The organism is Marinilactibacillus piezotolerans (genome assembly GCF_900169305.1).
GTDB lineage: Bacteria > Bacillota > Bacilli > Lactobacillales > Carnobacteriaceae_A > Marinilactibacillus > Marinilactibacillus piezotolerans_A.
In genome coordinates this window covers 387,622-413,495 of the sequence record NZ_FWDP01000004.1, presented here as the reverse complement: position 1 = coordinate 413,495, position 25,874 = coordinate 387,622, and the positions used below count along the sequence as shown (strand labels likewise).

At 38.6% G+C, this 25,874-nt stretch carries 21 protein-coding genes; 2 read left to right on the top strand and 19 right to left on the bottom strand.

Annotated features, from left to right (window positions below):
• Nucleotides 1-27: 27 nt before the first annotated feature.
• The gene (gene pflB / locus B6F02_RS05955) at nt 28-2,289 is read right to left on the bottom strand and encodes a formate C-acetyltransferase (RefSeq protein ID WP_080146448.1); all 2,262 of its coding nucleotides are present in this window, start codon (nt 2,287-2,289) and stop codon (nt 28-30) included.
• A gap of 303 nt (nt 2,290-2,592) precedes the next feature.
• On the opposite strand from pflB, the gene adhE reads away from it, so the two are divergent.
• Nucleotides 2,593-5,193: a bifunctional acetaldehyde-CoA/alcohol dehydrogenase gene (adhE, locus tag B6F02_RS05950; protein ID WP_080146447.1), complete on the top strand. Its 2,601-nt coding sequence runs from the start codon at nt 2,593-2,595 to the stop codon at nt 5,191-5,193.
• Between the two features lie 86 nt (nt 5,194-5,279).
• Here adhE and parC read toward each other — a convergent pair whose 3' ends face one another.
• Nucleotides 5,280-7,760, bottom strand: coding sequence for a DNA topoisomerase IV subunit A (parC, locus tag B6F02_RS05945; RefSeq protein ID WP_080146446.1), 2,481 nt, complete (start codon nt 7,758-7,760; stop codon nt 5,280-5,282).
• Between the two features lie 25 nt (nt 7,761-7,785).
• Entirely contained in the window at nt 7,786-9,759 is a 1,974-nt protein-coding gene (gene parE, locus B6F02_RS05940; RefSeq protein WP_080146445.1) for a DNA topoisomerase IV subunit B, read from the bottom strand.
• Between the two features lie 344 nt (nt 9,760-10,103).
• Here parE and plsY point away from each other — a divergent pair, with 344 nt between their 5' ends.
• The gene (gene plsY / locus B6F02_RS05935; protein WP_256864658.1) at nt 10,104-10,700 is read left to right on the top strand and encodes a glycerol-3-phosphate 1-O-acyltransferase PlsY; all 597 of its coding nucleotides are present in this window, start codon (nt 10,104-10,106) and stop codon (nt 10,698-10,700) included.
• Nucleotides 10,701-10,773: 73 nt separating this feature from the next.
• Here plsY and B6F02_RS05930 read toward each other — a convergent pair whose 3' ends face one another.
• The 16 genes from B6F02_RS05930 to B6F02_RS05855 form a co-directional block, all read right to left on the bottom strand.
• Nucleotides 10,774-11,598 (bottom strand): hypothetical protein, encoded by an 825-nt coding sequence (locus B6F02_RS05930; RefSeq protein ID WP_080146444.1) that lies wholly within the window; start codon nt 11,596-11,598, stop codon nt 10,774-10,776.
• A 34-nt stretch (nt 11,599-11,632) separates the two neighbouring features.
• Entirely contained in the window at nt 11,633-13,048 is a 1,416-nt protein-coding gene (hslU, locus tag B6F02_RS05925) for an ATP-dependent protease ATPase subunit HslU (RefSeq protein WP_080146443.1), read from the bottom strand.
• 10 nt (nt 13,049-13,058) lie between these two features.
• Nucleotides 13,059-13,601 carry an ATP-dependent protease subunit HslV gene (gene hslV / locus B6F02_RS05920; protein WP_080146442.1) on the bottom strand — a complete coding sequence of 181 codons (543 nt, stop codon included), beginning with the start codon at nt 13,599-13,601 and terminating at the stop codon, nt 13,059-13,061.
• Between the two features lie 47 nt (nt 13,602-13,648).
• Nucleotides 13,649-14,545 carry a tyrosine recombinase XerC gene (xerC, locus tag B6F02_RS05915; protein WP_080146441.1) on the bottom strand — a complete coding sequence of 299 codons (897 nt, stop codon included), beginning with the start codon at nt 14,543-14,545 and terminating at the stop codon, nt 13,649-13,651.
• Between the two features lie 160 nt (nt 14,546-14,705).
• Nucleotides 14,706-16,775, bottom strand: a complete 2,070-nt coding sequence (gene topA, locus B6F02_RS05910; protein WP_080146440.1) for a type I DNA topoisomerase — start codon at nt 16,773-16,775, stop codon at nt 14,706-14,708.
• A gap of 206 nt (nt 16,776-16,981) precedes the next feature.
• Entirely contained in the window at nt 16,982-17,878 is an 897-nt protein-coding gene (dprA, locus tag B6F02_RS05905; protein ID WP_256864657.1) for a DNA-processing protein DprA, read from the bottom strand.
• A 91-nt stretch (nt 17,879-17,969) separates the two neighbouring features.
• Nucleotides 17,970-18,737, bottom strand: coding sequence for a ribonuclease HII (locus tag B6F02_RS05900; protein WP_143745224.1), 768 nt, complete (start codon nt 18,735-18,737; stop codon nt 17,970-17,972).
• Entirely contained in the window at nt 18,718-19,599 is an 882-nt protein-coding gene (gene ylqF, locus B6F02_RS05895) for a ribosome biogenesis GTPase YlqF (protein ID WP_080146438.1), read from the bottom strand. The genes B6F02_RS05900 and ylqF overlap by 20 nt, the downstream gene beginning before the upstream one ends.
• A gap of 95 nt (nt 19,600-19,694) precedes the next feature.
• Nucleotides 19,695-20,342, bottom strand: coding sequence for a signal peptidase I (gene lepB, locus B6F02_RS05890; protein ID WP_080146437.1), 648 nt, complete (start codon nt 20,340-20,342; stop codon nt 19,695-19,697).
• 58 nt (nt 20,343-20,400) lie between these two features.
• Nucleotides 20,401-20,943, bottom strand: a complete 543-nt coding sequence (gene lepB, locus B6F02_RS05885) for a signal peptidase I (RefSeq protein ID WP_256864656.1) — start codon at nt 20,941-20,943, stop codon at nt 20,401-20,403.
• Between the two features lie 185 nt (nt 20,944-21,128).
• The gene (locus B6F02_RS05880) at nt 21,129-22,616 is read right to left on the bottom strand and encodes a S41 family peptidase (protein WP_080146436.1); all 1,488 of its coding nucleotides are present in this window, start codon (nt 22,614-22,616) and stop codon (nt 21,129-21,131) included.
• Nucleotides 22,617-22,670: 54 nt separating this feature from the next.
• A complete protein-coding gene (gene deoD, locus B6F02_RS05875; protein WP_080146435.1) occupies nt 22,671-23,381 on the bottom strand; it encodes a purine-nucleoside phosphorylase in 711 nt (236 codons plus the stop codon).
• Between the two features lie 18 nt (nt 23,382-23,399).
• Nucleotides 23,400-23,621, bottom strand: a complete 222-nt coding sequence (locus B6F02_RS05870; protein WP_080146434.1) for a YozE family protein — start codon at nt 23,619-23,621, stop codon at nt 23,400-23,402.
• Entirely contained in the window at nt 23,618-24,139 is a 522-nt protein-coding gene (msrA, locus tag B6F02_RS05865; RefSeq protein WP_080146433.1) for a peptide-methionine (S)-S-oxide reductase MsrA, read from the bottom strand. The genes B6F02_RS05870 and msrA overlap by 4 nt, the downstream gene beginning before the upstream one ends.
• A gap of 63 nt (nt 24,140-24,202) precedes the next feature.
• Entirely contained in the window at nt 24,203-24,832 is a 630-nt protein-coding gene (locus tag B6F02_RS05860; protein ID WP_080146432.1) for a YpmS family protein, read from the bottom strand.
• A gap of 28 nt (nt 24,833-24,860) precedes the next feature.
• Nucleotides 24,861-25,742 carry a GDSL-type esterase/lipase family protein gene (locus B6F02_RS05855; RefSeq protein ID WP_080146431.1) on the bottom strand — a complete coding sequence of 294 codons (882 nt, stop codon included), beginning with the start codon at nt 25,740-25,742 and terminating at the stop codon, nt 24,861-24,863.
• Nucleotides 25,743-25,874 lie beyond the last annotated feature (132 nt).

Genomic DNA, 25,874 nt, shown 5'->3' with positions numbered 1-25,874 from the left:
CTCCTATTGATCTAGTTGATCGATTTATTACATTGTTTCATGGAATGTTCTGCTTAAAACATCCATCTGTTGTTCTTTTGTCAACTTAACAAAGTTTACTGCATAACCTGAAACGCGGATAGTCAATTGAGGATATTCTTCCGGATGAGCCATTGCATCTTCCAGTGTCTTACGATTTAAGGCATTAACATTCAAATGATGTCCACCCTTTTTCACGTATCCATCCAACATAGTGGCTAAATTACGTCTCTGTGTTAATGCTTCTTTTCCTAATGCTTTTGGCACAATAGAGAAAGTATTTGAGATTCCGTCAAGCGATTGAGTGTAAGGAAGCTTCGCAACTGAATTCAAACTCGCCAATGCACCATTGGTATCACGCCCATGTAATGGGTTAGCTCCCGGAGCAAATGGCACACCGGCTCTTCTTCCATCAGGTGTATTACCTGTTTTTTTACCGTAAACCACATTTGATGTAATCGTCAGGATAGAAGTTGTATGCTGAGCATCTCTATAAGTCGGATGTTTTTTCACTTTAGTCATAAAGGTTTTCAACAGATCAATGGCAATCTGATCTGCACGATCATCGTTATTTCCATATTTCGGATAATCTCCTTCAATCTCGTAATCAATAACCAGTCCGTTTTCGTCTCGGATCGTTTTGACTTTTGCATGCTTAATGGCAGAAAGAGAGTCGACTGCAACAGAAAATCCTGCGATTCCTGTAGCCATAGTTCTAGCTACCGCTGTATCATGCAGAGCCATTTCGATTCTTTCATAACTGTATTTGTCATGCATGTAATGAATAATATTCAACGTGTTGATATACATACCAGATAACCACTCAAGCATGTCGTCGTATTTTTCCAGTACTTCGCTATACTCTAAATAGTCCGTAGTAATCGGCTGATATTTAGGTCCAACTTGCGTTTTCGTCTTTTCATCTACGCCTCCGTTGATTGCATACAGCAATGCTTTCGCTAAGTTGGCGCGAGCTCCAAAAAATTGCATCTGTTTACCAATCGGCATTGCAGAAACACAGCAAGCAATACCATAATCGTCGCCCCATTCTTCACGCATAATATCATCATTTTCGTATTGAACAGCACTGCTTTCAATTGAAACTTTTGCACAATATTCTTTAAAAGAAGTCGGCAATTTAGCAGACCACAGCACAGTCAGATTCGGTTCCGGCGCTGGTCCTAGGTTGGTCAATGTATGCAAGAAACGATAACTGTTCTTTGTAATCATATGGCGACCATCAATACCTACACCACCAATAGACTCCGTAACCCAAGTAGGATCGCCTGAGAACAATTCATTATATTCCGGTGTTCGTGCAAACTTGACTAATCGCAGTTTCATGACAAAATGATCGACTAACTCTTGAGCAGTTTTTTCAGTCAATATACCGTTATCTAAATCGCGTTCAATGTAAATATCTAAGAAAGTAGAAGTTCTCCCTAAAGACATCGCCGCACCATTTTGTTCTTTAATTGCTGCAAGATACCCTAAATAGAGCCATTGGAAAGCTTCTTGAGCGTTTTGTGCGGGTCTGGAAAGATCAAAACCATAAATATTTCCTAATTCTTTTAACTCAACCAGCGCTCTCAACTGATCACTTAGTTCTTCTCGCTGACGGATGACTTTCTCACTCATCATACCGTTTCCGCAGTTCAGTTTATCCGCTTCTTTTTCTTTGATTAAACGGTCTACACCATATAACGCAACTCTTCTATAATCACCAATAATTCTGCCGCGTCCGTATGCATCTGGCAACCCGGTTATGACACCAGTTCTTCTTGCGTTCCTTATTTCAGGAGTATATGCATCAAATACACCTTGATTATGAGTCTTTCTCCAGTCACGGAAGATGTGTGATAACATAGGATCAATTTCAAACCCATATGATTCAGCAGCTTGTTCCATCATTCTGATCCCACCAAAAGGCTGCAGTGAACGCTTAAACGGTTTATCAGTCTGGAAACCGACAACTTGCTCCTTTTCCTTTGTCAAATAACCAGGTCCGTGCGAAGTAATCGTTGAGACGACTTCTGTATCCATATCTAAAATTCCGCCGGCATCAAATTCCTGCTTATTCAGATCCATTACTTGTTCCCATAGTTCCAGTGTTCTTTCAGTTGCAGACTCTAAAAAAGTATCGTCACCGTCATACGGTACATAATTTGTCTGAATAAAGTTTCGAACATTTATATTCTCTTTCCAGACTTCTCCTTTAAACCCCTTCCATAATTGGTCAGGACTTAAAGTATTGCTTTGCTGTTTTTCCATAACATTTACTCCTTTTTTATTATCTTTTCTCAAGTTCAAAATATCACATATAACCTATTTAATCAAGTGAATTATTGAACTTTCGATTAGATTATTTGTTGTTTTTGCACTTTTTCTCTTTCTTTTGATTATTTTTTCACAATTCTGTCACACAATTTGTTTTGATATTTTCTCAAACTATGATATAGTCATTTTGTAATTTACAAATGATCGTCTTTTGATCAAAAAACCCGGGTTTGAAAAACATCTTTTTTTTGGAATTACATGCTCAAAATTTCACATAAATAGAATGGAGTGTTTCAAATGGTTAAAGTTCTTACGGCTCATAACGAAAAAGAAACAATCAATAGTACAATCGATCAACTCGTCAACAATGCTCATGATGCATTGAATCAAATGGCTTTGCTTAATCAAGAACAAGTCGATGAAATTGTAAAACAAATGGCTTTAGCAGGATTAAACAACCACATGCAGCTGGCGAAATTGGCAGTTGAAGAAACAAAACGTGGTGTTTATGAAGATAAGATCATTAAAAATCTTTTTGCTTCTGAATATATTTATCATAGTATAAAAAATGATCGCACGATTGGTATTATTGATGAAAATACTTTCGAGGGAACTGTCTCTATTGCTGAACCTATTGGTGTTATAGCTGGTGTCACTCCAGTTACGAACCCGACTTCAACAACATTGTTTAAATCAATGATTGCGATCAAAACAGGTAATCCGATCATTTTTGCTTTTCACCCTTCTGCACAAAAATCCAGTGCAGCAGCTGCTAAGGTTGTATATGAAGCAGCCATAAAAGCAGGGGCACCAGAATATTGTATTCAATGGATTGAAACACCATCTGTAGAAGGAACACAAACACTGATGAAACATGATGGAGTCGCAACGATCCTTGCTACCGGAGGAACTGGAATGGTGAAATCTGCATACAGCTCTGGAAAACCCGCACTTGGTGTAGGTGCCGGAAATGTTCCCTGTTATATTGAAAAAACAGCAAATCTAAGACGCTCAGTTAATGATTTGATTCTCTCTAAGACTTTTGATAATGGGATGATCTGTGCTTCTGAACAAGCGGTCATTATCGATAAAGATATTTACGCAGAGGTTAAACGCTTAATGACTGAAAACAACTGCTACTTCTTATCAGCAGCGGAAAAACAAAAAGTAGAGACCTTCATGGTTTCCAAAGAGGGCACACTAAATGCAGATGTTGTAGGAAAACCAGCCTTCGAAATTGCAAAATCATCCGGCGTCACTGTACCAGAAGAAACAAAAATACTAATAGCAGAACTGGATGGTGTCGGAAAGAATTATCCCCTTTCGAGAGAAAAATTAAGCCCAGTCTTAGCAGCTTATAAAGTGAGTACTACAGAAGAAGGCATCAAGAAGGCTGAAGAAATGCTGGCATATGGCGGACTAGGACATTCAGCTGTTATTCATTCAACTGATGAATCTGTCATTGAAATCTTTGACCGCAGAATGAAAGCTGGTCGTCTGATCGTTAATGCTCCATCTTCTCAAGGAGCAATCGGCGATATTTATAATGCATATCTTCCTTCTCTCACATTGGGCTGCGGTTCTTACGGCGGGAATTCAGTATCAAGCAATGTTGGAACTATGAATCTGATCAATGTAAAAACACGTGCGAGTCGTAAAAATAATATGCAGTGGTTCAAGTTGCCGCCGAAAGTTTACTTTGAAAAAAATTCTGTTCAATATCTTGCTAAAATGCCAAAGATAAAACGAGCATTTATCGTAACAGATCCTATGATGGTCAAATTAGGTTATGTTGATAAGGTCTTATACTATCTTAGAAACAGACCTGACTATGTACACTGTGAAGTCTTTTCAGATGTTGAACCTGATCCTTCTAAAGAAACAGTATTAAAAGGTGCTGAGGCTATGGCTGCTTTCCAGCCGGATGTCATTATAGCTTTAGGCGGTGGTTCTCCTATGGATGCCGCAAAAGGAATGTGGCTTTTTTATGAGCACCCGGAAACTGATTTTAATGGTTTAAAACAGAAATTTATGGATATTAGAAAACGAGTATTCAAGTATCCTACTCTTGGAGAAAAAGCTCAATTTGTTGCTATCCCGACCACTTCTGGTACTGGTTCTGAGGTTACCTCTTTCGCAGTCATTACTGATAATGAGAATAATATCAAGTATCCACTAGCAGATTATGAATTAACTCCGGATGTAGCCATCATTGATCCTCAGTTTGTCATGAGTGTGCCAAAAACGGTCACTGCAGATACAGGGATGGATGTACTGACACACGCAATCGAAGCTTATGTGTCGAATATGGCAAATGATTATACTGATGGACTTGCCATTAAAGCCATTCAACTCGTTTTTGAATACCTGCCAAAAGCTTACCGTAATGGCGATGACGAGTTAGCTAGAGAAAAAATGCATAACGCTTCTACTATTGCTGGAATGGCTTTTGCGAATGCCTTTTTGGGAATCAATCATAGTTTGGCTCACAAACTGGGTGCTGAGTTCCATATTGCACACGGTAGAGCCAATGCAATTTTATTGCCGCATGTTATTCGATACAATGCAAAGAGACCGACAAAATTTGTATCATTCCCTAAATATGAACATTTCATAGCTGATATTCGCTATGCAGAAATCGCAAAAGCTATTGGACTGCCGGCATCTACAACAGAAGAAGGTGTGGAAAGTTTGGTAGATGCAATTTATTCATTGGCACATACAATGAATATTCCTATGAGTATTCAGGCCAATGGTGTTTCTAAAAAAGCTTTCGATCAAAAAGTTGATCTATTAGCAGAACGAGCATTTGAAGACCAGTGTACGACCGCAAATCCTAAGTTACCATTAGTTAAAGAACTGGCAGAAGTCTATAAACAAGCTTTTAAAGGAAAATAAAAGCCAATATAAAAAGAGCAGCCGTGCGGAACATAAAGTAAAGTTCTGCACGGCTGCTTTTTTTAGAATATTAGAGTTGAATCATATTATTTTTCAGCTGCTTGATTTGCTGTTTCATTTAAAACGATATTGTCTTTGCGATAATCGATAGGAATACCATCAGTTGTTTCATCTAGGAAGAACGAGCCATTATTATATCGATCACTGATTTTATAGTTTTTAGGAATAATTGTAAACTCCTGTTGTTTATCAGTAACCACTGTAATGACTTCATCAATTGTTTGAACTTCAATCAATAATTGTACTCGGTGCGGATTTTTCTTCAATTCTTTCAAGACATGTAAACCGCGTTTCGCTCTGGAGATAGAATCAAAATCAACAAGATTCATTCGCTTGACAGATCCTCGTTGAGTAACCAGCATTGCATTAGCTTGTTTTTGATCTTGTTCAAAAATCAATCCATTTACAACAAAGTCCTCTTTTTTAAGATCCATTGATTTCACGCCGACTGCGTTTGCACCTACGAGAGAAACTTCATCCAATGGATATTTCAGACCAAATCCGAAATGACTGACTAGAAAAACATCTCTCTTGTATTCGTCTTGAATATAATAGACGGCTGTCAAACGATCTTCTTCTGATTTCAGCTTAATTGCATTTGCTGCTCTTGATCGATAGGTTCTCTTAGGCTCATATTCAGAAGCTGAAGTTTGTTTGATGAACCCATTGCGCGTTATAAAAACAAATCGGTCTTCTGCTTTAAAGGCATCAATAGGGAAAACTGTAAGGATTTTTTCATCTTGACTTAAAGCAATGGATTGAGATAGATGATGCCCTAAGTCTTTCCATCGGATATCCGGCAACTCATGTACCGGCCGATTGATAAAGTTCCCTTTAGTCGTAAACATCACGACTTGTTGTAAAGTCGTCATCTGTTGACAGAATACAGGATAGTCTCCTTCTCTCAGACCTATTTCATTAGGCTCTGAAGCTGAGTAGGAGCGGAGACTCGTACGTTTTAAATAGCCTTCTTTGGTAATCGATACAATGACATCTTCTTCTGCAATTAAGACTTCTGTATCTACCGTCAATTCTTCAATCTTGTCTTCGACAGTCGTTAACCGATCTGTTGCATAGGTTTTTTTAGTGTCTTTCAGCTCTTTTTTAATCACACTATTTAACTTAGCAGAACTGTTGAGGATCTCCTGGTACTGCTTGATGCGGTCCTGAAGTTCTGACTCTTCCTTTTGTAGTTGAGTAATATCAGTATTCGTTAAACGATATAACTGTAAACTAACGATAGCTTCAGCCTGCATTTCTGTAAAATCAAACTTATCAATCAAGTTCTTCTTAGCATCAGATTTATTCTGACTGTTTCGAATTGTACTGATAACATTATCTAAAATAGATATTGCTTTTATCAGACCGGCAACGATGTGCTCTCTTTTCTGGTCTTTCCGCAGTAAAAACTGTGTTCTTTTTATAACTACATGCTTTTTATGTTCAATGTATGCCGTTAAAATCTGTTTTAGTCCAACTTGCTGCGGTCTTTTATCATCGATAGCGACCATATTCAAGTTATAAGAAATCTGCAGATCTGTGTTTTTAAGGAAGTAAGTCAGAATACCTTCAGCATTCGTTTCTTTTTTCAGCTCAATCACGATTCTTAAACCTGTACGGTCTGACTCATCTCTTACATCAGCAATTCCTTCAATTTTACGGTTAATACGGATCTCATCCATTTTACGAACTAGATTAGCCTTATTGACTTCATAAGGAATTTCAGTAATAACGATCTGCTGCTTGCCACCGCGAAGATCTTCGATCTCTGTTTTTGAACGGACAACAATTTTCCCTTTTCCAGTTTCATAAGCTGATTTTAGACCGGCAACTCCTTGAATGATCCCGCCAGTCGGAAAATCAGGACCTTTGATGTATTGCATAAGGTCTTGTGTACTGGCATTGGGTTTTGATATCAGGTGAATAGCAGCATCAATAACTTCACCGATGTTATGCGGTGGAATATCTGTTGCATACCCCGCGGAGATTCCTGTTGCACCGTTAACCAGCAAGTTAGGAAAACGCGCCGGTAATACGGTAGGTTCATGAGTCGTATCATCGAAGTTTAATACAAATTCAACCGTTTCTTTGTCAATATCTGCCAAAAGTTCAGCAGCGATTTTTGACAATCGGGCTTCCGTATACCGCATAGCTGCTGGCGGATCTCCATCCATACTTCCGTTATTTCCATGCATGTCAATCAGCGGTTCACGCATTTTCCACCACTGACTTAATCGGACCATGGCATCATATACACTGCTGTCGCCGTGCGGGTGAAAGTTACCAATAACATTCCCTACTGTTTTTGCTGACTTTCTGAACCCTTTATCTTGAGTGTTCCCGTCTGAGAACATAGCGTATAAAATACGGCGCTGAACAGGTTTCAATCCATCTCTTATATCCGGCAATGCTCGCTCTTGGATAATATATTTACTATAGCGGCCAAATCGGTCGCCCATAACTTCTTCTAATGTAAGTTCTTGTACTTCTACTCTTTCTTCTGGCATCCAGACATTCAACCTTTCTCAACTGTTAAGCGTTCAATTCAGATTCTTCCAGCATTGTACTTGATTCTAAAATGCTGCCATCTTCTTCCAATGAAAACTCGACATTTTCTTCGATCCATTTTCTGCGCGGATCCACTTTATTGCCCATTAAGACAGATACACGTCTTTCAGCCTGTGCCACATCATCTAGTGTAACACGGATCAGTGTTCTGGTATCCGGATCCATTGTCGTTTCCCACAATTGATCTGCATTCATCTCTCCAAGACCTTTGTAACGCTGAATCAGATAGTTCTTACCGAAATTTTTAAGCAGCTTTTCAAGCTCATCATCTGTCCAGGCATATTCTGTCTGCTCTTTTTTACCTTTACCTTGTGTTACTTTATAAAGCGGCGGAAGTGCAAGATATATCTTACCAGCTTCAATCAGAGGCTTCATATAGCGGTAGAAAAATGTCAGAAGCAGCACTTGTATATGGGCACCATCTGTATCCGCATCGGTCATAATAATAACTTTATCATAATTACAATCTTTTAAATCAAACTCAGGTCCAACTCCAGCACCAATCGTATAAATCATTGTACTGATTTCTTCATTTTTCAAGATATCCTGCATATTTGCTTTTTCTGTATTGATGACTTTTCCGCGCAAAGGCAAAATAGCTTGGAATTTACGATCTCGTCCTTGTTTAGCAGAACCGCCTGCAGAGTCTCCTTCAACCAGATACAATTCATTCTTTTTCGCATTTCTTCCTTGAGCAGGAGTCAATTTTCCGGAAAGCAAGGTTTCCTGGCGTTTTTTCTTTTTGCCGTTACGAGACTCTTCTTTTGCTTTTCTAGCAGCTTCACGGGCTTCTCTCGCTTTGATTGCTTTACGGACAATCTGCTGACTCATTTCACCGTTTTCGGACAAGTAGAAGTTCAACTGTTCTGAAACGACAGTATCACATGCCGCTCTAGCTTCATTCGTTCCCAGTTTACTTTTGGTCTGACCTTCAAACTGAAGCAGACTTTCAGGTATACGAACAGAGATAATGATCGCAATTCCTTCACGAACATCGGTCCCTTCAAGATTCTTATCTTTCTCTTTTAATAAACCGGCTCTTCTCGCATATTCGTTAAATGTTTTAGTGATAGCCGACTTCGCTCCGATTTCATGTGTACCGCCATCTTTTGTTCGAACATTATTGACGAAACTCAATACACTTTCAGAATAACCGTCATTGTATTGAAAAGCACATTCGACTTCGATTCCGTTGTTTTCTCCTTCAAAATAGGCGATAGGCGTCAATGTATCTTTTTCTTCATTGATATAATGTACAAACTCTTTGATGCCTTCTTCATACATGAATTCTTCTTGTTCATCAGAACGAGCATCGGTCAAACTGATTTTAAGGCCTTTTAGTAAAAAGGCCGATTCTCTTAAACGCTCTGATAATAAAGCATATGAAAATTCAGTTGTCGAAAAAATCGTTTCATCTGGTTTAAAGTGAATAGTCGTTCCATTTTTACGTTTAGGGGCTTTAGTTTGTTTTAGTTTTCCTATCGGTCTGCCGCCGTTTTCGAAACGTTGTGTATACATAGTACCATCACGAACGACCTCAACGGTCAGCCACTCAGACAGGGCATTAACTACAGATGCGCCTACACCATGTAATCCGCCTGACGTTTTATAGCCGCCTTCTTGTCCGAATTTACCTCCGGCGTGCAGTACTGTAAAAATAACTTGTATCGTCGGAATACCTGAGGCATGCATTCCAACCGGCATACCGCGTCCATCATCAGAAACAGAGATGCTGTTATCTTGATTGATGGTTACTGAAATTTCAGAACCGAATCCAGCCAGTACTTCATCGACTGAATTATCTACGATTTCATATACTAGGTGATGTAAACCTCTGGAATCAGTAGATCCGATATACATTCCTGGTCTTTTTCTAACTGCATCCAATCCTTCCAGTACTTGGATCGACGCATCATTATATTGAGATTTTTTAGCCAACACTAGCCACTCCTTATATTCTATACTTCCTATTTCTCGAAGAAGCTGTTTAAATTCATTTCATACAAAATATTTCGCATTAAAAGAAAGCGAGCACTGTTATCTTACCATAAAACTGCAGGTTTTTGAAGAACATATGTGCCGAATACTGATTTGATACACATACTGCAACTCCTTTATTATAATTGTTATCTAAAACAATTCAAGCTGAAATCTTTTTAACTGCTGCTCCTGAGACAAATTGAACATCATAGTCATGCACTTTAAAAAAACTCTTTTTCCTTTTTTACTGAACATGGTATGATAGTAAAAGATATAAATAGGATACTTAAGGAGTGAAGACCTTGACAGAAACAATTATGTTTCTCTTGGCTTATTTACTGGGATCTATCCCCTCAGGGGTTTGGGTAGGAAAAATTTTTTTTAAAACTGATATTCGTGAACATGGAAGCGGTAATTCCGGAACAACAAACACTTATAGGGTCTTAGGTAAGTATGCCGGGACTGTCGTTCTTATACTTGATATTCTTAAAGGAACCATTGCTGCATTGCTGCCAATGTGGTTGGGATCAGACATTCATCCTATGGTTGTTGGACTATTTGCAGTGATTGGGCATGTTTATCCGATATTTGCGAAATTCAAAGGTGGTAAAGCCGTAGCAACCAGTGCCGGCATCGCGCTAGGCGCTCAGCCGCTGTTTTTACTAGGTCTGGCGGTCATTTGGGGAACTGTACTGTTTCTTTCAAGCATGGTCAGTCTGGCAAGTATTGTTGCCGTCATTATAGGTGCTGTAGCCTCTCTTTTTATAGGTGATCCGCTGTTTGCCTTGATCGTTTGGATAGCTATGTTTATTGTCTTAATCAGACATAAATCTAATATCAAGCGTATAAAAGAAGGTAACGAAAACAAAGTGCCGTTTGGTTTGAAGAAAGATCAGTAAGCTTACAATATACAGTAAAATAGACGCTAAAATAAGCCTTACTTCCTTAAACAGAGAAGTAAGGCTTATTCATTTAACTTTCTTCTGCTAATAGTCTTTCTACAAATAAAGGATTCAGTACTTTTATATATGTCCCTTTCATTCCCATTGATCTTTGTTCAATGATAGAAGCGGAGACTAGTTTTCGTAAGGCATTCACAACAATAGATCTGGTGACATTGATTTTGTCTGCAATTTCAGACGTTGTTAAAATCGTTTCTGTGACGTCTTCTCCCATTTGTTTAAATACGCCTCTCAGGGCTTTGACTTCAGTGTTAGAGAGCGTAGACATCGCTAAATCGGCTCCAGAGATCTGCTGTTCAGACTCTACCTCTTCTTTTCCGTATTCAAGAGCGATTTCCAGTCCGATCATAGATGCTGCATGTTCTAAGAGCAGTGAATCTACTTCATCCAATTCTTCCTGAATTCTCCCAACAATCAAAGTCCCCATCCGGTCTTCAGAAAGGATGACTGGGACTATAGTCGTCAAGGCTTCCGGATAGTTTGCCCGCTTTTCAACTGGAAAAACTGTTAAGTTGTCATCGATCTTAATATCTCGTGCAGTATCTTCTACACCAGCAAGTCTTTGAATATAGTTATAAGGGAAAGATCTGTTCTCTATTAAGTTTCTTACTCTTTGTGTGTTTACTCGGTGCCTTTCATAATACCCTAACAGGTTTCCTTCTGCGTTTACAATGTAAATATTTGCATCCAGCAGTTTGCCTAATGCAAAGGAGATACTTTGCAATGGAAAGTCGATTTCTTTTGAGTCATTAGAAAGAATATATTTTGCCCATTCTTTTACATTAGCCTGTTTATTGAGTTCCTTGATTTTACTTAAAAAGGCTTGATTATCCATCTAATAAAAAGTTCCTTTCAAAGAGTATTCTCTTCTATAAAATATAGCGGCTTAAATCTTTATTTTCAACGATGTGCCCGATTTTCTCATTTACATATTTCTCAGTGATTTTAACTTCGCCCATTTGCATATCAGGCGCTTCAAACAATAATTCTTCGAGTAGACGTTCTAATATTGTATGCAGTCTTCTAGCACCTATATTATCCGTTGTTTCATTTACTTCGTATGCAATCTCTGCAATTCTTTCTATGGACTCCATTGTAAAGACAACTTCGATATTCTCAGTTCCCAATAAAGAACGATACTGTTTGATCAAAGCGTTATGCGGTTCAGTCAGAATTTTGACAAAGTCTTCTTTTGTAAGGTCCTGAAGTTCAACACGGATCGGGAAACGACCTTGTAATTCAGGAATCAAATCACTAGGTTTTGATAAGTGGAAAGCACCTGATCCGATAAACAACACATGATCTGTATTGACCGTACCATACTTTGTTCTGACACTTGAACCTTCAACAATCGGCAAGATATCTCTTTGAACACCTTCGCGAGAGACTTGACCGCTGTTGTTCTGTCCTCTTGAAGTAATTTTATCAATCTCGTCAATAAAAATAATACCAGAATTTTCTGTCAATTTCACAGCTTCTGCATGGGTATCTTCCAAATTGATCAGTTTGTCCGCTTCTTCTTCTGTAAATATTTCAATAGCTTCTTTTACTGTTACCGTACGTTTGACTTTCTTATTGGGTTTCATTTGCCCCAGCGTTTGATTCAAATCGATGCCCATTTGTTCTAACGGATTATTCATTGTACCCATAGACTGCTGTTTCTCACTGACCTTGATTTCTACTTCACGATTGTCCAGTAATCCTTTTTTGATTTGGTCTTTCAATTCTTCTCTTTTAGTAGAAATTTCTGGGGTAACTGTCTCTGCTGCTTCTTCTTCCATCATTTGATTAGGATCGATCCCCATATTCTGGAACATTGACGCAAAAGGATTTTGTGCCTGCTGTTTATTTTCTTTTTTGATGCCCGGTGCCAGCTCTTTGGCTAATCTTGCAATAGCTCTATTTTCTGCTCGAGCATGTACTTTTGATCGTTGCTGTGTGCGAACCAACTGAACAGCCGATTCTGTAAGATCTCTGACCATTGATTCAACGTCCCGACCAATGTATCCAACTTCTGTGAATTTAGTAGCTTCAACTTTTACAAAAGGAGCATCTACGATATCTGCCAGTCTTCTGGCAATTTCGGTTTTACCGATACCTGTCGCTCCGATCATCAGTATATTTTTTGGTGTGATTTCTTTCTGCATGTCTTCTTCCAGCTGCAAACGACGATAACGATTACGCAAAGCTACAGCGACGGCTTTTTTAGCTTCTGATTGACCAACAATGTATTTATCAAGCTTTTCAACGATCTCTCTAGGTTTTAGATTTGATTTTATATTCATACTGATCTCCTTACAGTTTTTCTGAAATAATATTATGATTGGTATAAACACAAATATCTGCTGCAATGTTCAGACTGTTTTCTGCAATCTCTTGTGCTGTCAGGTTTTCGCCGCCGTACTGTTTTAAAGCTCGAGCAGCAGAAAGTGCAAAGTTTCCTCCTGATCCGATACCTAATATTCCGTCATCCGGCTGAATCACTTCACCGTTACCAGATACCAGCAGCATTTCTTCTTTGTTCATTACAATCAACAACGCTTCAAGATTCTTCATCATTTTATCTGTGCGCCATTCCTGTGCTAATTCAACAGCCGCCCGCATTAAGTTTCCGTTATATTGATTCAAATAGCCTTCAAACTTCTCTTCCAGGGTAAAGGCATCTGCCACACTTCCGGCAAATCCAACTAAGACTTCTCCATTGTAAATTTTACGGACTTTGCGTGCTGTTCCTTTCATTACTACTTGTTCACCCATTGTTACTTGACCGTCTCCGGCCATAGCAGATTCTCCATTTTGTTGAATCGCTAATATTGTGGTTGCGTGAAATTCAGTCATAGTATTCCTCCATCGTTTAATATAATCAATTTTTTTCGCGTGTTTCCTTACGCTCTTGGATGGTACTTCCTGTAATCAGATTGCAGATGCTCTTTTGTTACATGAGCGTAGATCTGCGTTGAAGATAGACTTTTATGCCCCAGCAACTCTTGTACCGTTCGCATATCCGCTCCATTGTTCAATAAGTGGGTCGCAAAAGTATGCCTCAGCATATGCGGTGAGATGTTGGATGTCAGCGTACTTTTTTTGATCATTTGTTTCAATGTATATTGTACCCCAGCTGGCGTGATTTGATCTCCATGGTGATTGATAAATAAAAAGTCGTGTATTTTATGATATTTTGTCATCAATTCCGATCTGCCGTGCTCGATATAATCCTGCATCGCTACAGAAGCATAGTGCCCGAACGGGACATACCTTTCTTTGTTCCCTTTTCCCTGAACCAGCATGACTCCCATGTCAAAATCAACATCTTCCATCCGCAGACCTACACACTCGCTGACTCGGATTCCAGTGCCATAAAGTACTTCTAACAGTGCGCAATTTCTCATATCCAATGCAGTAGTACCCGCTGCCGCTTCAAATAACTGTTCAATTTCCTGATCATAAAAAAAGGTCGGCAGTCTTAAGCCCCTTTTTTTCATATTGAGATAAGAGAAAGGGTTATCATCTGTCAGCTCGTTATTTAAAAGAAATTGATAAAATGCTCTTAAACTAGATATTTTTCTGGAAATGGACGTTCTAGAGTAATTTTTATCATTCAAATAACCTAAATAGATCCGTGCATCGGTCAGTGTAACAGATAGAAAGGCGTCATCTCCTGTTTCTTCTAAAAATGCCCCAAAAGCTTGGATATCCTCTAAATACGCTTTTTTTGTTAATTCAGAATAATGTCTTTCATGAATCAAATAATTTGTAAAAAGATTCACTAATCTTTTTTCCATTCATGCTGCCTCCTCTGCTCATCCATTTATTAGTTTACCATATCTCACATAAAATTCGTATAGATGAATTGGACACAAAAAAGACGCAGCAGACAGCCGGTCTGATTCGGCAACATAAAAAGTTCCGGTTCAAAGACTGTCTGCAAAACGTCAAGAATCATTATTTTTGTACTTCCTCAGTGTAGTCGCAATTAGAACATTTAACTTGGGTTTGTTTTTTCGTGACTTTTTCCACTAGATAGTGGTCGCACTTTGGACAGTTTCTTCCAATCGGTTTATCCCAAGATGTAAACTCACAGTCTGGATAACGGTCACAGCCGTAGAAAATTCTATTTTTCTTAGATTTTCTTTCTACAACTTCTCCTTTTTTACAGAGCGGACACGTTACATTCAGTTTTTTAACAATCGGTTTCGTGTTTCGACAGTCGGGGAAGTTAGAGCACGCATAAAACTTGCCGTATCTTCCAATTTTAATGACCATAGGATGTCCGCATTTTTCACAGTCAAATCCAGCTGGCTCATCTTCTATCTCGACTTCTTCGATTTCTTTTTCAGCTTTCTCAACTTCTTCTTTAAAAGGAGTATAGAACTGATCAATGATTTCAATCCATTCCACTTTTCCTTCTTCAACAGAGTCAAGATCTTCTTCTAGTTTCGCCGTGAAATTGACATCAACAATATTCGGGAAGAATTCATTGATCATTTCATTTACGATTCCGCCTAATTCAGTTGGTTCAAAGCGCTTGTTTTTCAATGAAACATAATATCTTCGCTGAATCGTTTCCAGTGTCGGCGCATACGTAGATGGACGTCCAACACCGTTTTCTTCTAAAGTTTTGATTAATGTAGCTTCACTATATCTTGCAGGCGGCTGTGTAAAGTGCTGTTCCGGCTCGATTGAATCCAGTGTCACTTCATCATTTTCTTCCATTTCTGGTAGAATATTGTCTTTTTCTTTAGAAGATTCTCTATAAACAATCTGATATCCGTCAAATTTGATTTTTGAGCCGTTCGCTCTGAATAGTACACCGTTTTGTTCTATATCGACTCTCATCGTATCATAGACAGCCGGCTTCATTAAGCTGGCAACAAATCTAGACCAAATCAAATTATATAATTTATACTGGTCTTTACTCAAATATTCTTTGATGTCATCCGGCCTTCTCATGGCACTTGTTGCACGGATCGCTTCGTGGGCATCTTGAGCCCCTTCTTTATTCTTCGCTTTGCGGACTTTAGAGGCTGCATACCGTTCCCCATAATCTCGGTGAATCAGTTCTGTGGCTTCTGACTTTGCTGTATCCGATAGTCTCGTAGAGTCCGTTCTCATATAGGTGATCAGTCCTACTGCACCGCCGCGGCCTAAAGAGATCCCTTCATATAGTTGTTGTGCAACCATCATTGTTTTTCGAGTTCTGAAATTCAGTTTTCCAGCAGCTTCCTGTTGAAGACTACTGGTTGTAAATGGCAGATGCGGATTTCTTCTACGCTCTTTACGTGTTACTTTTTTTACTTTCCACGGTTGTTCTTTATCAATTTTTTCGAGAATTTTTTGCGTTTCTTCGTGATTTCCTAATGAAACTTTCTTTCCATCCACACCATAGAAATTAGCTTTGAACTTTTTGCGGGATTTAACAAAGTTTCCATCAATTGTCCAATATTCTTCTGGATTGAAGTTTTTGATTTCTTCTTCACGATCACAAATCATTTTCAGTGCCACAGATTGTACACGACCGGCACTTAGTCCTCTTTTTACTTTCTTCCATAGTAAAGGGCTTATCTGATAGCCTACGATTCGGTCCAGTACACGTCTCGCCTGTTGAGAGTCAATCAGATTCTCATCAAGATCTCTAGGATTTTTCAATGCATTTTTAACAGCATCCTTGGTAATTTCATTGAATACCACGCGGTTTTTCTCATCATCACGCAAGTCAAGCAAGTAACTTAAATGCCAAGCGATTGCTTCTCCTTCGCGATCCGGATCGGCTGCGAGAAAGACTTTTTCTGCTTTTTTCGCGTACTTTTTCAAATCTTTAATAACAGGACCTTTTCCGCGAATCGTAATATAATCTGGTTCATAGTTATTATCAAAGTCAATGCCCATTCTGCTTTTCGGTAAATCGCGAATGTGACCCAGACTCGCCACAACTTTATAATTTCTGCCTAGATATTTTTCTATGGTCTTAGCTTTAGCTGGAGACTCAACAATCACAAGATATTTATAAGCCAAATCAACGGCCCCTTTCAGTATAGTTATGATGTGTATCTTCTATTTTTAGTAGTTCCTCTATAGGATAGAGTCTAATTCGTCATAAAAATGGTTAGCAAGAAATACTAATCTTTTTTCTTTCAAAGAATCGTTACTCATCATATGCTATAAGAATAGGGTTTGTCAACTTTCAAGATTAAAAAAATTAAAAGAAGTTATTTTAGAACTTATTTTTTCAGTCTGATATAAGGATATTCTTCGAGAATATCTTGAGCCGAAGTGACCATTTTAGCACCTGACTTAATCAGTTCATTTGTACCTGCTGAAACCGGACTGAAGATTGGTCCAGGAACAGCAAAAACTTCTCGATCCTGCTCCAGCGCTTGAAAAGCGGTAATCAGGCTTCCGCTCCTTTTCTTGGCTTCAATCACCATGACTCCTTGACTGATTCCTGAGATGATTCGATTGCGTAAAGGGAAATGATGCTTTAAAGGCTTAGTCCCTGCCGGGAACTCACTAATCAGCAAATGATGTTCTCCAATTTCGTCCTGGAGTCGGCGATTGCTGATTGGATAAGAACGATCAATTCCTGTACCAATAACAGCGATGGTCTTCCCATTATTTAAAATCGTCTGACGATGAGCTTCCGCATCAATTCCTTTGGCGAGTCCGCTGCATACAATAATATCGTTCTGTATTAATTCAGGCAGTAGCGATTGTATAGCAGCTTTCCCGTAGTCAGAACATAATCGGGCACCGACTACACCAATAGCCGGACGATTCAGCCAGTCTATATTCCCTTTATAGAACAAAAGCAGCGGCGGAAGATAAATCTCTCTCAGCATTTTAGGGTAAGTTTCCTCAAAGAAGCTGCACCAAGATATATCTTTTTGTTTCAGCTCAAACTGTACCGCTTTATATTCAAAGTCAGCTTCAAACTCAAAAAAAGAAGCCTTCTTTTGTGCAGAAAGCTTCTTTTGCTGGTCCAGTACTTTATAGTCCCGATCAATACATTCAATATCATTAAAACTTTCTCTAATCAATATCCATTTTTCTTCAAGCGACATCTTTGTATAATGGGCTAAAGCAAAACAATATCGTTCAATCTTTTTAAATGAATCCATCTTCTCTTCTCCTTGTATATATAATAGTAGAAACTTTTTAAGAAAGGTCCTTATTATATACATTGTGCAGAAAGAAGAAAAAGTCACGAATTTAAAGTCTGGACTGAACAGGGGAAAATGTCATGCGGTGAATCGGTGTAACGCCATAATGATCCAATCCCTCAAGATGCTGTTTAGTTCCATAACCAGCATTTTTTTCAAAACCATACCCAGGATACTTTTGACCATATTCTTCCATCAAGCGATCACGTTCTACTTTAGCCACGATACTAGCTGCAGCAATCGAGACACTTCGAGCATCGCCTTTGATCAATTTTTCTTGAGGAAGGTTGTTTCCAATGGTCATTGCATCTATCAGCAAATAATCTGCTGGAATCGATAACTGTTCTACCGCTTTTTCCATTGCACGCTTACTCGCCTGATAAATATTGATTCGATCGATCTCATCCGCTTCTATAATCGCAGAACTGACTGCAATAGCTTTCGTCATAATTTGATCATACAATTCATTTTTCTTTTTATCGGACAGTTTTTTTGAATCGTCTAGTCCAAAAATCGGTTTATCCGGGTCCAGTATAACAGCTGCAGCCATCACTGGACCTGCCAGTGGTCCTCTTCCGACTTCATCGACGCCGGCAATCCTATGAGCACCAGCAAGCTCAGCTTGTTCTTCAAAAACTGACATTTCTTTGTACTTACGAAGTAATTCAGTCTGCTGCAACTGGAATTTTCTCCATTTATTTAAGGCTTTCTGAGCACCCGCCCTTTCGTCTTGTTCCAAAGCGATAATAAATGGATCTGTTTCTTCTGTGATGCTTGATAGTTCAGCGTTGATCTCTTTAATGGTCAGCTTCTTCATAATCATCACTTTCTAAAGGAATATCTGCTGGTGTTTCAAAAGTAAAATTGCCAATTTTTCCATCTCTTAATTCATATATCAGCATTTGAGATGCACGCTCATAATCGTCTTTGAATCCTCTCAAATGAGTGATTTCCATTAATAGATCAGGCAAAGATAACTCTGTTTCCAGCTTTTGGTCAAATTTATAACGGTTGGCTAGAGCACCGGGATAGTGTCTCACTAAATAATCCATACCGAATAAAGCTATATCATCGAGATGCAGCAAGGTATCTTTTATTGCTCCGGTAACTGCCAGTCTTTTTCCAACTTCCTGGTCTTCAAACTTAGGCCAAAGAATACCTGGTGTGTCTAACAGCTCCAGTTCTTTTCCATATTTAATCCATTGTTGAGCTTTTGTTACACCAGGACGATTTCCTGTCTGGGCAATATTCTTTCCAGCAAAGCGATTGATCAACGTTGACTTTCCTACATTTGGAATGCCTACACATACTGCTCTTATAGCGCGAGGTTTCATTCCTTTTTCTGCTCTTTTTTCAAAAAAAGGCTTTAAAGCAACCTTTGCTAACTTGATAACCTCTTTCATGCCTTGTCCTTGTTTTGCATTGATCGATAAGGCAAATAGACCTTGTTCTTCGTAGTACTTCAACCATTCGTTTACTCTTTTGGTATCAGCAAGGTCGCTTTTCATTAAAATTGCGACCTTAGGCTTGTCTCCAATCATCCCTATAAGGTCAGGGTTTCGACTTGAATACGGGATGCGGGCGTCTACTAGTTCAAAGACTACATCTACCAGTTTCAGTTTTTCTTGAAATTGTCTTTTTGCTTTAGCCATATGGCCAGGATACCACTGTATTGTCATTGTTGATTCTCCTATCTTGAAATTACTTAAAGTAAGATTACATCAAAAAAGTTGGTATGAAAGGTTGATCTTCCGCTACCAACTAGATTAATAAATTATTCAATGATTTCATCTATTTTTCCAAAATCATTCAGCGGCCAGAAGCGATAGGCGGTCTCACCGATAATGGTTTCTCCAGAAACAAATCCGAAATATCGACTGTCTCTAGAATTATTACGATTATCTCCCATTACAAAATAACTGCCTTCTGGAACGGTTGCTACACCTTGCAGAGATTCTAAAGAAAACTCGTCGATCGATCCGATAACACCAGAAGATTCTAGAGATGTTCCATCAAGATAGGCTTCTTCAACCGGTTCATCATTTATATATAATGTATCATCTGCATATCTGATCTCATCACCAGGCAAGCCAATGATACGTTTGATATACTGTTTATCTGGTTCATCAGGAGCAGGAAAAACCACGATATCGAATCGCTCATAATCTGCTACCTTATTTAGTAATAACTTATCGCCATCTTCAAGTGTCGGCGCCATCGATTCACCTTCTACACTGACAGGAGCGAATAGAAAAGTCTGTACTAAGTAAAAGAACCCTGTCAAAACTACAATATAGACAATTGTACTCAATAGTTCCTGCAGGAATGACTTCTTCTTTTCAGGCTTTTTTTGTTTGTTTTTTTTACTGTGTTTGCTTTTTCTCGGTTCAAATTCTATATTTTCTTCATGTTGATTATCCATTAATCAACCCTCTTTTCTAGTTTTCTGCACACATAATATACTTTTTCTGATACTGAACTTATTGGAATATTTCAAACCTTTCTATCGGATCATACAACATAAGAACTTCTCCGATCAGTTCTTCTTCTGCTATACTACCATAAAAACGGCTGTCATAACTATATCGACGATTATCTCCCATAAGAAAGTATTGACCTTCCGGAACAACAGTCCCTTCTGAACCGATATAGGTGAAATTAGAAGTCCATAATCCTTTTTCATCTATGATTTCAGGACGGTTCAAAAATGGCTCTGCAATTGCCTCATCATTTATATAGAGCTGATCTTGCTCATAACGAATCGTTTCTCCCGGTAGACCAATCACTCGTTTTACAACTGTTTTATTCATCGGGTCTGTGAAAACAATAATATCGAACCGCTCGATTCGAGAGACTGTTGACATGAGTACCTTATCGTTTGAACTTAGTGTTGGATACATAGAAATTCCCGTTACATCTGTTGGTATAAAAATATAGAGACGCAAAAAAATAAAAAGTATACACAAAATAAATGCAAGCTTCGCCATGCGTCTTCGTCTTAATTTTTTAAGACTGTTCTGCATATACATCCTCTTTCCTCAAAACGGCCGTATGAACTAATCAATTACTTAATTATAGCTTACAAACCCGCACTATATCAAGTTTTTTCAAGACAGTTCTTACAAATTGTAAGAACTGTCTTGAAAAGCAAGAATAAAAGCGATTTATGTTTTCACATAAATCGCTTCATCTAAATTACTCTATTACCTTATTGGTCCTGAAGATAATTGACTGCCTCTTGATACTGAGTATCGTTTTCTTCAATTAACGTTCTTAAGGCTTCAACTAGTGCATTAGCAGTTGCCCTTGTTACTATACCATTGACTTCTAAATCGTTTTCAGATTGAAAGTCTTCTACAGCTGTCTTCGTGTTCTCTGTAAAGACATTTCCTGATTCACCTGTTTTGAATTCTAATGCTTTCAGTACTGCATTCAGATTAGCAACTTCTTGAGAAACGTCTCCCAGTTGGTAAGTTTGTTCGCTGTTGATGATCAGCAGACTTTGATACTCTGGCATTGCTGATTCAATATCTGGAACAATTCCTTTTTCATTGATCCATTCTCCCTCAGCTGTCAACCATTTTCCGGTAGTGTATTTGATCTCGCCTTCCCCTGACAATGGTGCAACATTCTGAATGGTTCCTTTACCAAAAGTTGTCTGACCGATTAAAGGAATACTTGCCGATTCGCTTACAGCTCCTGCTAGAATCTCTGAAGCACTTGCACTTCCTTCATTGATCAGCAGAACAGCGGGCTTGTTGAATTTAACTGAACCCAGGCTTTCGTCGGCAACATATACATATGGCTCTTCGCCTCTGCCTTGAGATTGCATAAGGGGCTGTCCGTCTTCTACAAAAATATTAGAGATCTGCAGAGCACTATTCAGCAACCCTCCTGGATTTCCTCGAACATCAAAGATGAATTTTTCAGCACCTTGATCGTTTAAGTCGTTTATTGCATTAACAACTTCATCATATGTCGGACTATTGAAATTCGTAATTTGTACATACCCGATAGACGGATCATTTTCATCCAAGTTATAGTTTACAGATTCAACCGGAATAGAATCCCTGGTAATGGTTATTGTAAATTCCTCGCCAGCGCGCTGCATCAAAAGTTCTACTTCCGAATCTTTTGGTCCGCGGATGATCGCAACCGCTTCTTGCAAGGACAATTCCGCTACTGGTTCGTCATCTATCTCTTTAATCAAGTCATTCGCCTGGAGTCCAGCTTCTTCTGCCGGCGAGCCTTCAATAGGAGAGACGATAAGGACAAATTCGCCTTCTTTCATCACTTCAGCACCAATTCCTTCGAATTCTCCTTGGGTATCTTGTTGAAGTGACGTTGACTGACCAGCATCAAGGTATTCCGTGTAAGGATCGCCTAAAGCGTCAGCCATCCCTTCCAAAGCACCTTCTACAAGAACTGCAGGATCAACTTCTTCGAAATAATTAGCCAACAGTACAGAATATAACTCGCTGACTTGCTGCAGATCCGCTTCAAGTTCTGGTTTTGTCTCTTCTGCTGAATCTTGAACTAGTGCTGCTTCTTCTGTAGCAGGTGATGGTTGATCAGTTGTTTCAAAAAACAATACAGTCCCACCGACACCAATGATGAGCACAGTGATCATTGAGCAGATATAAATCAGAAGACTGACTTTTTTTGCTTTTTTATCGTGACTAGGTTCTTGTTCCATCTGATTCCTCTTTTCTTCAAAGATCACAGCGATAATTTAAGGGAAATTATTCCATTACTTATTTTGAATGGCTGTTTCTAAAGCGATGATCATCATATCGTCAAAGGTTCTTTCACGTTCTTCTGAAGTTGTTTCTTCGCCAGTCAGCAAATGATCACTGATTGTTAACAAGGCCAACGCTTTTTTATTGTACTTAGCCGCAAGCAAATAAAGTCCTGCCGCTTCCATCTCTACCGCCATGACACCATAGTCAGCCAATTTCTTTTTATCCAGTTCTTCATTATAGAAACGGTCAGCGCTCAGCACGTTTCCAACCTTGACTTCCATCCCTTTTTCTTGACCGACTTCAAATGCTGTCTTTAATAATTCAAAATCAGCGATCGGAGCGAAGTCGACTTGATGACCAAAAGTATTTTTAACAGCACTAGAATCAGTAGCTGCAGCTTGAGCGAGTACCACATCACGGATTTGAACTTCCTCTTTCATTCCACCTGCTGATCCAACACGCATCAAAGTTTCAACACCATATTCATTGATCAGTTCTTCAACATAAATCATAATAGAGGGAATACCCATGCCTGTACCCTGAACAGAAATCTTTTTCCCTTTATATGTTCCTGTGTAGCCGAAAGCATTTCGTACGGTGTTATATTGAACAACATCTTCCAGAAATGTTTCTGCAATATATTTAGCCCGCAGAGGATCTCCCGGTAATAGCACTGTATCTGCGATGTCTCCCTTTTTTGCTCCAATATGTGTACTCATGTTATCTCTCCTTTTATTTTATGCGTTATTTTCCTTATAGTAGTTCCAAGCTTCATCAAAAACATCCATACTCGGAAGATAATGTCCGTTCAGTTCTAGGTAAGCACTGATCTCATCATATTGTTCAGAATGTTTAGGAAAACTGCCGTCTTTTTCAACGGCATTAGCGAACAAGGTAATATCATCTTTCTTGTTCGGGTCTCGTTGCGTCATTAAATAATGATAGAAGGATCTTCTCATAAACGAGCCTCAGCAGCATTCGTCTCTTCCCATTCTGCTCTTTCACGTTTCTCTTGCTGATATCTTCGCGGATTTTTTTTGTAAAATTGCTGATGCTCTTCTTCTGCTTTATAAAAAGTATCAGCTTCCTCAATTTTTGTAACGATAGACTCAGTATACTTACCACTACTTTCCAGTGCACGTTTAGACTGTTCTGCAGCAGTTTTCTGTTGTTCATTGTAATAGAATATGACTGGTCGATAACTATCTCCTCTGTCCATGAATTGACCCATAGCATCTGTAGGATCAGTCTGATTCCAGTAAATTTCGAGAAGTTCTTCAAACGTCATTTTTTTTGGATCAAATACGATTTCTACAGCTTCAGTGTGTCCCGTCGTCTGAGACTTAACCTGCTCATAAGTAGGATTTTCTATATGACCGCCGGTGTAACCAGATGTCACAGAGATTATTCCATCTTGTTCTTCAAACGGTTCTACCATACACCAGAAGCAGCCCCCAGCGAATAAAGCTTTTTCCATTTTTCTAGACACTCCTTCTACTTAAATAATCAATTTTATAGTTTTTTTATCTGGATAAGTTTATCATCTAATAGCCTCTACTGGCAAATGAATATTGATGCGTAAATCATTTTTTTCTAAATTGATACGGTCTAATGAGAATTGCGTTCCATTATCCAATGAGAATTCATTCAGATTGACAATGATAAACTGACTCTCACTATCAATGGCAATCCATTCTGGAAAATCAACTTGACGAGCTATCTGGGCCATCGCAAAACTGACAGGCAGATCCAATGAGCCAATATTGATAGACTCTCCTCTTAATTGAAGATTCCCGTTTTCCAACACATACGGCGTCATAAATAGTGAAAACTGTATTGGAAATCCAAACACTTCTATTTCTCCGCTCAACTCCGCTGACTCCTCAAGACTAAATTCGAATCCGGAAAACTGATTATCAAGTTCCTCTTGCAGATATAAGTTTGTCAATCTAGTGACATCTTCTTTAGTTGTACTCATCTCAAAAATCAAATCATCTTCCGCTGTTGAGATCGGTGCCGTGTTTTCTTCCCCTACACTTACCGGCTGCAGCTGGATCAATAACCAAATTCCGATTCCAATCAATAAACCCATCAATACTAAAAATGCCCATTTCCAGCCATTAATTGAGCGAGATTTATTATCCGGTCTATTCGTTCTTTTTTCTGCCAATGCTTTCTCTCCTTTTATTCAATGCTTTTTATTGTGTTAAAAATAAATTTAAATTCTCTGAAAGATCTCGTTGAATTTGGTCATAAAGAGCATCAGCCATGATTTGATAGCCAGCATCATTTGGGTGAAATAGATCCCCTTCATATAGATAAGGATGATTTTCATCTTCTAATTCTTCAAGATTCTCAGCATCCTCAACATTTTCTTCAATATCTCCTTGAATTTCAGCAGGATTAAAAAGTGCATCAACAGCAACAAATCTGACTCTTTCTTGTTGATCAGCTAACTGTTCCGTTGTCGCATTCCAGTTATCAAAGACTTCTTGAAGTTCAGAAAATTCTGAAAAATAATAATGATATGGATTATAAAGTCCAATAATATAGATTAATGCATTAGGATTTAATTCATGTATGGTAGACAATATTTCCTGTACGTTATTTTTATATTCATTAATAGAAGCACTAAAGTCTTCAAAAGAAGCATTTATTCCAACGTCTCCAAACGTATGGACAATATCATTACCTCCTACTGTCAGAGTAATGACATTCGACTCTGTTACTGCATTTCGTAATAATTCTTCATTGGAGAGTTTTGTCAATATTTGACTGGATGTATCTCCAGCATTTCCAAAATTTTGTGTTTGGACAGATTGAACGTTAGGATGCATACGCAATTGATCTGAAACCAGCGGGACAAATCCTCCGCGTTGGGTACTGTCTCCGACACCTTCAGTCAATGAATCTCCGACTGCAACCAGATCCAGAGATACTTCTGCCATTTCCTCTTCTGAAGGAACGCTTTCACTCTGAGAATCGTCATCAGAAAATCCTAATTCTAATACTCCAAAAACCAAAACGGCTGTGACAACAATCACTAAGGCATTTATAATGATGCTTTTAAATTTTTTCATATTTACCCTTCCTTAAAAAACTGTGTCATAGCTCTTTGTTGACTATAACTGTATCATTTTTCATTTTGAATATTCGCATATTTTCATAAATCTATGCTATACTAAATTTGTCTGGTTGATAGATTACTATCC

What these genes read in the sequence shown, in the direction of transcription:
- hslV (WP_080146442.1), bottom strand. Translation starts at nt 13,601, where the DNA reads ATGACTGAATTTCACGCAACCACAATATTAGCGATTCAACAAAATGGA.
- deoD (WP_080146435.1), bottom strand. Translation starts at nt 23,381, where the DNA reads ATGAGTACACATATTGGAGCAAAAAAGGGAGACATCGCAGATACAGTG.
- dprA (WP_256864657.1), bottom strand. Translation starts at nt 17,878, where the DNA reads ATGGATTCATTTAAAAAGATTGAACGATATTGTTTTGCTTTAGCCCAT.
- msrA (WP_080146433.1), bottom strand. Translation starts at nt 24,139, where the DNA reads ATGGAAAAAGCTTTATTCGCTGGGGGCTGCTTCTGGTGTATGGTAGAA.
- lepB (WP_080146437.1), bottom strand. Translation starts at nt 20,342, where the DNA reads ATGGATAATCAACATGAAGAAAATATAGAATTTGAACCGAGAAAAAGC.
- B6F02_RS05930 (WP_080146444.1), bottom strand. Translation starts at nt 11,598, where the DNA reads ATGGATAATCAAGCCTTTTTAAGTAAAATCAAGGAACTCAATAAACAG.
- B6F02_RS05855 (WP_080146431.1), bottom strand. Translation starts at nt 25,742, where the DNA reads ATGAAAAAATTTAAAAGCATCATTATAAATGCCTTAGTGATTGTTGTC.
- B6F02_RS05880 (WP_080146436.1), bottom strand. Translation starts at nt 22,616, where the DNA reads ATGGAACAAGAACCTAGTCACGATAAAAAAGCAAAAAAAGTCAGTCTT.
- ylqF (WP_080146438.1), bottom strand. Translation starts at nt 19,599, where the DNA reads ATGACAATACAGTGGTATCCTGGCCATATGGCTAAAGCAAAAAGACAA.
- parC (WP_080146446.1), bottom strand. Translation starts at nt 7,760, where the DNA reads ATGCCAGAAGAAAGAGTAGAAGTACAAGAACTTACATTAGAAGAAGTT.
- pflB (WP_080146448.1), bottom strand. Translation starts at nt 2,289, where the DNA reads ATGGAAAAACAGCAAAGCAATACTTTAAGTCCTGACCAATTATGGAAG.
- hslU (WP_080146443.1), bottom strand. Translation starts at nt 13,048, where the DNA reads ATGAATATAAAATCAAATCTAAAACCTAGAGAGATCGTTGAAAAGCTT.
- adhE (WP_080146447.1), top strand. Translation starts at nt 2,593, where the DNA reads ATGGTTAAAGTTCTTACGGCTCATAACGAAAAAGAAACAATCAATAGT.
- B6F02_RS05870 (WP_080146434.1), bottom strand. Translation starts at nt 23,621, where the DNA reads ATGAGAAGATCCTTCTATCATTATTTAATGACGCAACGAGACCCGAAC.
- lepB (WP_256864656.1), bottom strand. Translation starts at nt 20,943, where the DNA reads ATGCAGAACAGTCTTAAAAAATTAAGACGAAGACGCATGGCGAAGCTT.
- xerC (WP_080146441.1), bottom strand. Translation starts at nt 14,545, where the DNA reads ATGGAAAAAAGATTAGTGAATCTTTTTACAAATTATTTGATTCATGAA.
- B6F02_RS05900 (WP_143745224.1), bottom strand. Translation starts at nt 18,737, where the DNA reads ATGAAGAAGCTGACCATTAAAGAGATCAACGCTGAACTATCAAGCATC.